This window comes from Methanobrevibacter sp. (genome assembly GCF_030539555.1).
In the GTDB taxonomy this organism is placed as follows: Archaea; Methanobacteriota; Methanobacteria; order Methanobacteriales; family Methanobacteriaceae; genus Methanocatella.
This window is the reverse complement of sequence record NZ_JAUNXX010000005.1, coordinates 1-14882: the sequence shown is the minus strand read 5'-3', so window position 1 is coordinate 14882 and position 14882 is coordinate 1. Positions and strand designations below refer to the sequence as shown.

Here is a 14882-nt window from a genome sequence, read left to right as displayed (position 1 = left end):
TGGATAGTCTTTTCAATTTTTTATCTTCGTATGTTTTGTATTTTCTATTTGACAATGAATAATGTTTATTTTTTTACTTTAATTTTTATGATTTTCTAATTCAACTAATCCTGTTTTGGATGATGTCTAAATTTAGCGCAATATTGCAACTTTTGTTTATTTTTCACTTGTGTTTTTAAAATTTTTTTAGCAAAGTACAATTTATCTTGGACTATATTTTTCTAAGAGGTTATTAATTTTAAACGATTTTATATAAATATAATGATTTTCTATACAAATTTTAAGTTTTTACTCCTATTTTATCAAAGAAAAACATATATACATCTTTAAACTTAAATTAATAGCAGTATAAGCGTCGATTAACGACTTCTGTCGTATCGAATAGAAAAAATAGTGGTTGAAAATTATGAATCGAAAGCAGATATTTGTTGCATTGGTCATGGTCATTGTGTTCATCTCTGCAATATCTCTTGTTTGCGCAAGCGAAAATGCGGATAATGCAACTATGACCTCAAATACTGATAATTCAGCAGTATCACAAGCAACAAACGTTGATGAAAACATATTGGGAGAAACTCCAAAATCATTTGATGAATTGAATGATGTTATTCAAAATGGTAGTGTCAGCGCAGGAGGAACTATCCTTTTGAATCACAATTATACTTATTCACAATCCGATAGTGTTGGAACTGATGGAATTCGCATCAATAGGGACATTACAATTGATGGGCAAGGCTATACTTTAGACGGTGCAGGCGAATCATCCATATTCCGCATTACTGGCGACTCTCATGTCATACTGAAAAACATTAATTTCGTTAATGGGCATGGGAGTAGTGGTGGAGCGATTCGTTTTTCATCCTATGAGAACGTTGAGATTTACAATTCCAATTTTACTAACAATTCTGCTTCAGTTAGCGGTGGAGCAATATATATTTACTCTGCCGGTTCAATATCCTTAAATTCAAAAATCGTCAATTCAACCTTTACAAACAATGTTGCAGCAACTGGCGGGGCAATATCTGCAAGCGGCACCCTGACCAGCGTAGTTTCATCCAACTTTTACTATAACAATGCAACCAATAACGGAGGATCATTGTTCCTGGATGTAGGTGCATATGTTGACAGATGTCTGTTTGAACATGGCCATGCCGCAAATGATGGTGGAGCAATATACCTGAATAGTGTAGTTGGTGAAGATTCTACAATAGACGATTCCATATTGGAAAAACTTGGTGTTTTCAATTCAGTGATGGTGGATTGTAGTGCTGGACGTAATGGTGGTGCAGGTTACATTAATGCCAATAAGGGTACTGTAAGAAATGTAACTTTTGCATATAATACTGCTGGAGGTAGTGGTGGTGCAGGTTATGTTTCAGGTAGTAATGGTAAACTTATAGGTTCAAGATTTATAAATAATACTGCTGCTAATGATGGTGGTGCGGTAATGTGGATAGGTTTAAATGGTACTATTCAAAGTGTTACTATAATAAACAATACTGCTACCGAGGGTAATGGTGGTGGTATATACTTACATCCTAGTGATGCTGTTTCTGCATTTAGTGGTATAAGTATTGTAAATATGTCTACTTTTAATCATAACACTGCAGGTCAATATGGTGGTGCTTTATACTGTGGTGGTATATTTAGTATTATACGTAATTCTACTTTCACATATGATGAAGCATATGATGGTGCTGGAATATACTTAGATGTTGGTGCAGCTATTGCTAATTGTAACTTCTTTAAGGAAAGTGCTAGTAATGATGGTGGTGCTATATATCTATCTGCAAGTAATAGTGATATAAGTAGTGTCTCTCCAGAACTACTGGCTGTATTCATTAATTATGTTGGTGTAAGGCATTCATCAATCATCAATTGTAGTGCCGGTCATGATGGTGGTGCAGGTTATGTCAGGGGAAATTACGGTGTTGTAAACAATGTTACTATGACAAACAACTATGCCGGTCATGATGGTGGTGCAGGTTATGTTGCAGGAGATTATGGTGTTTTAAGCAATTCTCGCATGATTAACAATGCTGCAGGCCATGATGGAGGGGCATTGATGTGGGTAGGTAACGGAGGTAATGCAACTTCCATAAATTGCATGCTTAACTTAGCACGTGGCGGCAGCGGAGGTTCAATTTACATTTCAGGTACCAATGTCAGTCTATCAAAATCCAACTTTTCACTATCAAATGCTACATTTTCAGGTGGTGCCCTATATGTTGCAGGTGATAATGTTAATGTTTCACAATCTTTATTTGATAAATGTGCAGCTAATGCCCTTCATGGCGGTGCAATGTATGTCTCAGGGTCAAATGCAACAATCCAAAAATCCAACTTTACCATGAACAGGGTAAACATGGGCATAGGTCAGGGAGGATCAATAAACATTCAGGGTGACGATGCAGAAATTTCAGAATGTTACTTCGACAGATGTACCTCTTCTCAGGGAGGACTTGCCTACATTAACGGTACAGGAGTCATTATAGAAAATACCGTAGGGAACCGCTCATTTGCAGTAAATGGTGGGGCATTCTATATCAATGGTGATAATGTAACCATCAGGAATTCCAATGTTTCTTTAACCAATGCTACAACTTCCGGAGGGGCGCTTTATGTTGAAGGTGACTTTGCAAACATTACCAATGTTGATTTCTCACAATGTATTGCATATACCGGAAGCGGCGGTGCAATATACATCAACGGTTTGAATACGACCATTTCAGAATCAGATTTTGTTCAAAACATAGTTCCTGGGCAAACTGCACGCGGAGGATCAATTTATGTTCAGGGAAACGGAACTAAAATCCTAAATTCAGACTTTGATAAATGTACTGCTTTTGAAGGCGGTGTTATTTATGTTAACGGTTCTTATGTGACTATTGACGGTTATTCATGTAACAGAAGTTTCGCTAAAAACAATGGTGGAGCAATATATGTGATGGGGGACAATGTGACTGTTTCCAATTTCAATATGTCAAATACCAATGCAACAAATTATGGTGGTGCATTATACATTGCAGGAAACTTCGCAAATGTATCAAATTCCAATTTCACTCGCTGCATAGCTGATAATTATCATGGTGGAGCTATGTATATTGCCGGTTTGAATACTACAATATCAAACTCTAATTTTGCTCAGAATAAGGTTAACACGGATTCTGGCCGTGGTGGTTCTATAGATGTACAGGGTGACGGTGCAAAAATATTGAATTGTACCTTTGACAGATGTACTGCTTTTGAAGGTGGTGTTATCTATGTTAACGGTTCTAATGTAATTATTGACGGTTATTCATGTAACAGAAGCCTTGCAACCAATAACGGCGGAGCCATCTATGTGGCAGGAGACTACGTAACAATATCTGACTTTGACATTTCACACACAAATGCAACAAATTACGGTGGGGCATTATATGTAACCGGAAACCACGTAAATATCACAAATTCAAACTTCAGCCGCTGTATTGCTTATGAAGGCCATGGCGGATGTATATTTGTTTCAGGATTGGATGCAATGATTGCAAACTCATCATTTACCCAAAACAGGGTTGCCGGTGAAAAGGCTCGTGGAGGATCAATTGATATTCAGGGAAACGGAACAAAAATAGTTAACTGTAATTTCACAATGTGCAGTGCCTATGAAGGGGGAGTGGTTTATGTAAACGGTTCCAATGTTCAGATAAACAATTCAATTGCAAGCAAAACTTCAGCACTAAACGACGGTGGAGCAATATACATTGCAGGAAATAATGTGACAATAAACAACTTCACTTCTTCATTAAGTAACGCAACAACAAACGGTGGAGCAATATATGTTGAAGGAAACGATACTCAAATTCTCAATTCCGATTTCAGAAACACCACTTCCCTTTTAGGTGCAGGTATTTACGTTTCAGGGGATGGAATAATTCTTGATAACTCCACATTCAAATACAATAACGCTATAGGGCCTTACTTCGGAGGTCTTGGTGGTGCCGGTGGAGCAGTTTATATAGAAGGGGACAATGGAACAATATCCAATTCAGACTTCGAATATTCACATACATACAATTACGGCGCTTCAATTTACGTTGCAGGAGACAATACCAACATTACCGGAAACACATTCGACAAATGCAGCGTTGACAGATTCAATGGCGGAGCAATTTTCGTAAAAGGTTTGAACACTACAATTTCAGACTCCAACTTCACTCAAAACATAGTCAATGTTTCCAATTTCGCACGAGGAGGTTCAATTGATGTTGAAGGGGATTACACAAAAATCCTGAACTGTAACTTTGATAAATGTACTGCATATGAAGGCGGAGTTATTTATGTAACAGGTGAATATCTGACAATCGACAATTCCAATTTCACCAAAAGCAATGCCATAAATGATGGTGGAGCAATATATATTGCAGGTAACGATGCTACTGTATCAAATTCTAATTTCACTTTGAATAACGCTACCAATTATGGTGGATCAATTTATGTGGCAGGTAATAATGCTAACATTACAGGCGACACTTTCGAAAACTGTACTGCAAACATGTATAATGGTGGTGCAATTTACATCAGGGGTGTCAACACAACAATTGAAAAATCTAATTTCACAAGAAATAGGGTTAATCCGGCCAATTGGGCTCATGGTGGAGCCATTGATGTGGAAGGAGACAATACAACCATATCTGATTCTGTTTTCGACCAGTGTATGGCATGGGATGGTGGTGTAATTTACGTATCCGGTGATAATGCAGTAATAGATAATGCAACAATCACCCACAGCAGCGCTAAGGAAAACGGTGGGGCAATATATGTTGCAGGAGATTACGTGACAGTCTCCAATTCAGATATCTCAATGAACAACGCAACATCCTTTGGAGGAGCCATTTATGTGGCGGGAGACAACACCAACATCACAGGAAACAACTTCACAATGTGTATCGTTGAGTATTATCACGGAGGGGCAATATTCGTTCTGGGTGTAAATACAACCATTGACAGCTCAAATTTCCTCATGTGTAACGCTTCAGGTTCTGAATCCCGTGGAGGGGCAATAGATGTTCATGGAGAAGGAACAAACATAACAAATTCACATTTCGACAAGTGCCATGCAAATGATTTGGGTGGAACTATCTATGTCGATGGAGCCAACGTTTTAATTGACTGTTCTACTTTTAATAGAAGTTCTGCTAACAATGGAGGATCAATCTATATTTTAGGACATTACGCAACAATTTCAAATTCCAACGTTTCTTACAGTAACGCCACAGTCTCCGGTGGAGGAATATATGTTGAAGGGTACTTTTCAAACATTACAAATGCAGACTTCAATTATTGTTTCGCAATCACAGGAAAAGGAGGAGCCATTTATGTGGCAGGAAACAATGCAACAATCACAGATTCTGATTTCAACATAACCCGATCTTTAAATGGAAACGGAGGAGCATTATATATTACAGGTAATCATACTGATGTATTCATTTCATCCTTTGACAGGTGCGGTGCTATCAATGGTGGAGTAATCTATGTGGAAGGTTATGACACTGACATAAGCGGTGATTTCACCAACAGTAACTCCATTAAAGACGGTGGAACTTTATACATTGTAGGGGAAGAGTGTGACGTGTTCAATTCCACTTTCATTAACAACATTGCAGGAGACGACGGTGGAGCAATCTACTGGGAAGGTAGTAACGGTGCTGTTTACAATATTACCTGTGTAAACAACAAGGGTATAAGTTCTGGAACTTCCGCATCCAAAGGAGGTACAATCTGTCTTACAGGTGATAACGCATCAATCAGTAAAGCAAGCTTTGAAGACAGTTTCTCCAAATACAATGGAGGTACAATCTTTATAACTGGTAATAATGTAAACATTACTGATACTGAGTTTAAAGATTCATACGTCGACTCTTCTGCGGAGATAACCAGTAAGGATGCACCTTACGGTGGTGCATTGTATGTTTTAGGTAACAATACCAATGTGCTGAACTGTACATTTGACAATTGTACTGCAATGCACGGTGGTGTCATGTATGTGGAAGGTAATAACGCTAACATCAACGCAACCTTCAAAAACAGTAACTGTACTAAAGACGGAGGTGCATTGTATGTTCTTGGTTTGAACTGTACAGTATTTGATTCAACTTTTGTTAACAACACTGCTGGAGACGACGGCGGAGCAATCTACTGGGAAGGTGATGGAGGTAGCATTGACAACATTTCCTGTGAGAACAACAAGGGCATCAGTGCAGGAACTTCCTCTTCTAAAGGAGGTACAATCTGTCTTACAGGTGATGATGCATCAATCAGCAATGCAACATTTACAGACAGCTTTTCCAATTACAACGGAGGTACAATCTTTGTAACAGGTAACAATGCAAACATTACAGATTCCAGCTTTAAGAATTCACAGGTTAACTCTTCTGCTCCAATCACCAGCAAAGATGAACCTTACGGAGGAGCGTTATGTATCATTGGAAACAATACTGATGTTCTGAACTGTACTTTTGACAATTGTACTGCATTGCAAGGTGGTGTAATGTATATTTCAGGTCACAACACTACAGTTGACGAATCCAGTATGAAGAATTCCCTAAGTATTAAAGAGGGTGGTGCAGTATACGTAGCAGGTGACAATGCAACAATTTCAGCAGATTTCGAAAACTGTAATGCAAGTACAGATTCAAGCAGCTATGTCGGACACGGCGGTGCTATTTATATTTCAGGTGATTTCACCAATATTACTGATTCATCATTTGAAGGATGTTACGCTAAAAACGGAGGTGACGGTGGAGCAATTTACATTGGTGGTTTGGATGCCAATGTTGAAAAGTCCAGTTTCAATAAAACAGGCACCGTTTCAGGTTACGGCGGTGCAATCTATATTGATGGTGACCAAGCAACCATTTCAGATTCTGAAATTAACGATTCCTTTGTAGGCAGGGTTCCTGGCTGGGAACTTAATGACGAAGGCACCATTGTAGGTTTTACTTCATCCCTTGCTCGTGATGGGGGTGCAATTTACGTTAAAAGTGAAGGAGCTAAAATAGACAATGTCACTATAATGAATTCCAACGCTACAAGAAACGGGGGTGCAATTTATGTTGAAGGTAGTGGCGCTAACATTTCAGCCACAATAATCAACTGTACATCTGGTTTGCCTGCATCTGAGGTTTCAACAAATCCTGATGATTATATGTCTCATATAGATGTTATTTCAGAATGTTTGGATGCAATAGACACATTCATTGACAATTATGGTTCTGTATCAGTTGACAAGTCAAACGAACTGCTCACTTATCTAAACAATGCCAAAGGTAAGGTTTCAAACATATTCACTAAAGTTAATAATGTTTTTTCACTTAATCAGGCTAATTTCAATTATGTTAACAACACTGTTGCTCTTCTCAATTCCACTTTGCAGTCTTATAAAAATACCGGTTTCTACAATGACGTGATGCCTTATATTGAAGCTATTGTGGCTGATTTGAACAATATTTCTGAAAATGAGAACTACGATGCTTTCAACAAAGTTTTAAAGAATAATATTACAAATAACTTTAATAAAATTATTAATTATGTAACTTATTACAAAGAATTGCTTACATTCCTGGACAATCTTCAGGATAATGTTGAAATTCTAAAAACCGAAACTGATTATGATGTTGTCAAACTGCTTTTAACAGATTCCAAATCAATAAATGATAAGTTGAAATCAAGGGCAACTTCATTAAGAAATTTCAATGATGATTTTGCAGAAATTGTAAGCTATGCTAATGTTATAGGCTCTGAAATTACTTCTACTACCACTATTGTTAATGGCGCTTATGACAGCGGAATCAAAGGTGATGGTGGAGCAATTTATGTGCATGGAGTCAATACGAACATTTCAGATTCATCATTTGAGAACTGTTCTTCACTAAATGGAGGTAACGGTGGTGCTATCTACATTGGTGGTGTAAACGCTACCGTCAACAGTTCTGATTTTGAAAACTGCCATGCTGAAGATGGAGGTAACGGTGGTGCTATCTACATTGGTGGTGTAAACGCTACAATTGACCAGTCCAGTTTCCACAAAACAGGCACCGTTGAAGGATATGGTGGTGCGATTTATGTTGACGGAAACAATGCTGTCGTTTCACATTCCACATTCAATGAATCGTTTGTAGGAAGATATGCAGATTTGGAAAAGGGCATTTACAGTATTGGCCGTGACGGCGGTGCGATTTACATTAGAAGTGAAGATGCTGTAATTGAAGATGTTACAATAATGTTTTCCAATGCAACAAGACATGGTGGTGCAATTTATGTTCAGGGTAATGACGCTAACATTTCAGCAAACATCACAAACTGTACTGCAGGTGCATCTGCAGTATCCACAAGTTCCGATCCTTCAGCCTATCTGTCTCATGTTCAGGTCATCTCAGATAATGTGGAAGATATGATTGACTTTTTCAATGACTACGGACCTCTTTCACTTTCTGAATTAAACACTTTATATAATTCTTTTGAAAATATTAGATCCAACAATCAAAAAATATTTGTCAATGGAGCATTTAATCAAGCCAATTATGATAATATTGTTAATAAGGTTAATGATATCAATAAAACATTAAAGAATTACAAATCATACGATTTCTACAATGTTTTATATCCTTATCTTGAAGCTATTGTCTCTGATTTGAATAATATTTCAGAAAATAAGAATTACACACAATTCAACTCCGTTCTAAAAACTAGAATTACCAACAATGCAATTTCAGCACGTAATTTTATAAACTATTACAAGACAATAACAACTGATTGGTTGCCTTCTCTTCAAAACAACGTCGCAACATTGCAAACGGAAACTGATTACAATGTTATTTATAGTACTTTGACCAGTTCCAGCAATATAGTTTCTAATGGAAACTTTAAGGACAGATTGAATAAATTAATAGACTACGATGCCAAATTCATAGAAATCTCAAATAATCTTGAAGTTGTCCGAACAGAGCTGTCCACTACCACTTCAATCGTCAATTCATTTAATGATAATGGAATTAGCGGTTGTGGTGGTGGAATTTATATTGCGGGAGACAATACCTATCTCCATGATTCTGAAATTAATAACTGTTACGCCAACCTCACTGCGGGGGCCGTTTATCTAGGTAAAAACACTACTGTTATAGATTCATCATTTGCAAATAATACGGCAACTTACGGCGGTGCAATGTATAATGCGGGTAATGGTTCCAGAGTCTTCACATCCTCATTTATAAATAACACTGCTACATGGGGAGATTCAATGTTCCATGGGGGAGGTGCAATATACTGGATTGGCGGATCCGATGATGATGTAATTGACAGATGTTACTTTGAAAACAATACTGCTCCGGCTAAGGGTGCCGGTATAAATGGTGCTTTGGGAGGTGCCATCTTCTGGAATAAGGGAAACCAATTCGGTAAAGGTTTAATCAACAATTCAGTCTTTTACAATAATTTTGCAAGAAGACACGGTGGTGCTATTGACTGGTTCCAATCCGATGGGGGAATAATCAATAACTGTACATTTGAAGAAAACTATGTCGGAACTGCTGATGGTGGTGCAGTTTACTGCGGAGATTCCAATGGTGGAGGTAAGAATTTCATAATATCCAATTCAACATTCACCAACAACAAGGCAGTACAATTCGGTGGAGGCATTTCCTCTCAGATGACTGGTGCTAAAATTATCAATTGTACATTTGAAGGAAACAATGCAAGTTATGGTGCATCAATTGGAATAAAAGATACATACGGTAAGAATGCTCAAATAATAAACTGTACAATTCTTGATTCCTATGCTGACGGAAATAAAGGCGGAACCGGTGGTGCTGCAATATATATTCGTGTTGACAATGTAACTGTCATAAACACTACAATCATCAATTCAACAGCACACAATACTGCTGGTGTATATCATGAAGGCGGTGCGATTTACTGGTCTGGATCTAACGGTAAGTTAAATAATGTAACAATCATCAACGCTTCCGGTTCCAATGGTGGTGCGATATTCTGGAGCGGTACAAATGGTTTTGTGGATGGAGTTCACATTTATAATTCCACAGCAACACTTGACGGTGGTGCAATTTACTGGACTGGTACAAACGGCAAATTATATAATTCCACACTTGTAAACAACACAGCCAAAAACGGTGGAGGTCTTTACTGGTCTGGTTCAAACCCTACTGCCTACAACAATACATACATATTGAACAACGCTAGTCAAAACGGTGGAGGTATCTATTGGGCTGTTGCAGCAGACATTACAAATGCAACACTCAAAAACAACACTGCAAATCAGGGAGGAGGTATCTATTGGGCAACCACCGGTAATTCAGTAATCGACAGTGTTTTAATATATAACAAGGCATTCAGAGGTTCAGGAATATTCACCTTAAACAATATGGATATCATCAATTCAACCCTTCTGGAGAATAGAGCTAATTCAGACACACTGACATTGATGGTAACCAGAGGCGATGCCGACCAGACCCTGGAGGCTTTCGTGACATTCACAGGAAACGACAATATCATTAACGCCATATGGAATGGTGGAGCAAATTCAGTCGTGGGATTCACCAATGTAACCTATTTGGGAGTCAACGGAACAGTATCCAATACAGGAAGCACACGCAGAACCCCAACTAAACTGGATAGTGGGGTACAACCTTCAGACAATGAAACATTGTATCAAACAAATTATGAAGACCATCAGAATATAACTTACTACATTTACGATAATCAGAATAATCTGCTATATGTCGGATCAACACTAACTAACATCTCAGGGGTGGCACACTTCACCTATCAAAATACTGCAAGCACAGACAAATTACATGTATGGGCTTACCATCCTGATGATAATTATTATACCTATCTTGAAGAATCTGACTCCAAGAAACTGGTTTACATAGAAATTCCAACTACAGATATATACTATCTCGAAAATGAGACATTCATCATCAATGTGGTTCCGGTAAAAACAGGTGAAGTCACTCCGACAGGAAACATCAGCGTATGGTTTGAAAACGAATTGATTTATGAAAATATCAAATTGGTTGACGGAAAATCCTTCCAGATCAACATAACCGGACTTAAGGTCGGAACCTACACTGTAAATGTCACATACACAGGTGATGACGAATACCTGCCAAGAGTAAACTCAACAACATTCAAAGTGATGAAAATACCTTCATTTATCATTCCGACTGTTGAAAATTACACTTACGGGGAACAAGGAAAAGTCATTGTTCACATACCTGTAAACGAACCGAACAATGTAACCCTCAACATCAATGGTCAGGATTATGAGGTAAAAATAAATGAAAGCGGTTACGGAGAACTGCTTATTCCTAAATTGGGTCACGGCAATTACACTGTCTATGCATACTATCCTGAAACTCACAATTACTATGAATCACGCAATTCAACAGTATTCGAGATTTATCCATTATATAGTGTGGTAATCAATAAGACATCCAATATCTCTCAAAACGTAACAGTTGGGGGATTGGTCAACTTTACCATTGAATTATATAACAACGGTTCAGTTAACGGAACAAACCTTAACGTAACCGATAAACTGTCAAAATATTTCCAATACGTTTCATCAGGAAGCAACAGCACTTATGTTGGAGTAAACTCAACTTCAGATGGAACTGAAATGGTCACTTGGAACATCGGCACATTACAAAAAGATGAAAGACTTAAATTATGGCTGGTCGTCAGAGTCTTGATGAACGGCACATACGAAAATGTGGCAGTCGTCAATTCTACTCAGGGACTAAACACATCCAATACAGTCACTGTAAACGTCACACCGGTTGTGGATATCAGCATAACCAAGAAAATTAACGTTACAGGCAAATTCGTCAATGTAACTGATCTGGTCATGTTTACAATAACCGTTACCAACAACGGCCCTTCCAACGCAACACATGTGGTTGTAAACGATACTTTAATAAAAATTTTAAAAATAATTGAAGACGGAATTACTGTAACCAACGGAACATACAATCAGGAAACCGGTCTGTGGACAATAGATAAACTGAACAACGGAACTTCAGAAACTCTAACAATAATCGCTCGCGTTGTCGGAGTCGGCGTTATCTCAAACGTTGCAAATGTGACTTCTGCCGAAAACGACACCAACAAATCAAACAACAATGCGTCATCTGAAAATGTAACCGCACTTCCTATTGTTGACTTAAACATTACAAAAACAGTCAATGTCACTGTAGCCAACGTAACTGATTTGGTGAACTTCACAATAACAGTAACAAACAATGGCCCTTGGAATGCCACTGGAGTTTATGTAATCGACATATTGGATGACTGTCTAAAATTCCTCTTCGCCAATGCAACAAAAGGTAGTTATAATGATGAATTGAAAACATGGGAAATCGGAAATCTGGGCGTCGGCAAAAATGCAACTTTAAACATTACTGTTCGCGTAACTCAAAAAGGTACAATTCCGAACACAGCCATCGTCAGAAGCATAGAAAATGACACTAACAAATCCAACAATATTGCCAAATGCGAATTTAAGGCACTTCCTATCGTTGATATCTCCATCAATAAGACAGTCAATGTCACTGTAGTCAATGTATCTGACAAAATCCTTTACACTATCACAGTTCACAACAACGGGCCTTGCGATGCTCATGGAGTTTACGTATGGGAAGCAATCGATACCACTTATCTGAATGTTACATATGTCCACCCAACCATCGGAAGATATATAGGTGACACATGGATAATTGATGATTTGCTTAACGGATCAACTCATACATTGACAATCATTGCTAAAGTCAAAACCAATGGAACCATTTCCAATTTCGTTAATGTAACCAGCGTTGAAAACGACACTAACATATCCAACAATAATTATACATGTAAAAACGTTACAGCTTATCCTATTGTTGATTTGACCATTAACAAGACTGTCACTGTCGCTGTGGCAAATGTCAGTGATGAGTTCATGTACAGAATCACAGTTCACAATAACGGTCCGAGTTTGGCCACAGGAGTCAATGTCACAGAAAAGCTTTCACCTTATCTTGAATTGGTCGATTCCAATACCTGGATAAACGACTATAACGAAACTGGAGGTTATTGGTACATCGGTGATTTGGAATATAATGCAACTGTATGGTTGGATTTATACGTTAAAGTGATTGGAAATGGAACCATTTCAAATGTTGTAAGCGTGACAAGCAATGAAAACGACACTAACATATCCAACAATAATTATACATGTAAAAATGTTACAGCTTATCCTGTTGTCGATTTAATCATTAAAAAGAATGTCACTGCCGCTTCCGTCAATGTGACTGATAAAATCACTTTCACTATTGTGGTAACCAATAACGGTCCTTCCAATGCAACTAAAGTTAATGTGACCGAAGTTCTCGATTCACGTTTCAGATTACTTGAAAATCATACAACTAGAGGTAATTTCACTGGAAAATATTGGTATATCGGTGATTTGGCAAATAAAACTAATGCAACATTAACACTCCTTGTTGAAGTCAAGTCAGACGGATACATTGAAAACCGTGTTGAAGTGACAAGCTTTGAAAACGATACAAACCCTTACAATAATCATGACATGGTTGCAGTATACTCTTCAATAATCTATGATTTGCAGATTACCAAGACTGTCAATGTCACCAAGGTCAATGTCACAGATAAGATCCTTTACACAATTACAGTTCACAACAACGGCCCTTGCGATGCTGAAGGAGTGTATGTTGGAGAAATATTCGATTATGATCATTTAAGAATGGTCGGCAACCATACTGAAGACGGAACATTTGATGGAACTTGGGTTATCGGCAAGCTTGCCAACCAGTCAACTGCAGTTTTAACCATTGAGGCATTAGTCATTAACAACGGAACCATTCCTAATGTAGCAATCGTCTACAGTGAACATGACACCAACAAATCAAACAATAACGCATCATCTGAAAATGTCACTGCTCTTCCTATTGTTGATCTGACCATTAACAAGACTGTCACTGTCACTAAAGTCAATGTCAGTGATGAATTCATGTACAGAATCACCGTTCACAATAACGGTCCGAGTTTGGCTACCGGCGTTAATGTAACCGAGATCCTAAGCCCTTACTTAGAACTGCTAGATTCCAATACATGGATAAATGACTATAACGAAACTGGAGGTTATTGGTACATCGGTGATTTGGAATATAATGCGACAGTCTGGTTGGACTTATACGTTAAAGTAATAGGCAATGGAACAATTTCAAATGTTGTCAGTGTGACAAGCAATGTAAACGACACAAACAAATCCAACAACAACTACACATGTGACAATGTAACAGCTTACCCAATCGTTGATTTGATTATCAACAAGACAGTCAATGTGACTAAAGTGAATGTTACTGATTTGATTGAATTCACCATTACAGTTACCAACAAAGGTCCTTCCAATGCTACTCATGTCAACATCACTGAGAGGTTAAGTGGTCTTTTAGAGATTGTTGAAGGGGGTATTACTGTATCTAATGGTACTTACAGTCCTAAAGATGGTTTATGGACAATTGATTTGTTGGCTAATGGAACTGATGCAACTTTAACAATTGTTGCTCGTGTTATCTCAAATGGAACTGTTTCAAATGTTGTTAGTGTAACAAGCTATGAAAACGACACTAATAAGTCCAACAACAACGCTTCATCCGATAATGTTACTGCACTTCCAATCGTTGATTTGAAAATCATCAAAACAGTTAATGTCACTGTTGTCAATGTGACAGATCTAATCAGGTTCAACATTACAGTAATTAATTACGGCCCTTCCAATGCTACTCATGTCAACATCACTGAGAGGTTAAGTGGTCTTTTAGAGA

At 37.9% G+C, this 14882-nt stretch carries 1 protein-coding gene; it reads left to right on the top strand.

Going from position 1 to position 14882, the window contains the following annotated elements:
* Nucleotides 1–406: 406 nt before the first annotated feature.
* On the top strand, nucleotides 407–14882 hold a 14476-nt coding region (locus tag Q4Q55_RS02180), incomplete at its 3' end, for an Ig-like domain repeat protein (RefSeq protein ID WP_368660129.1).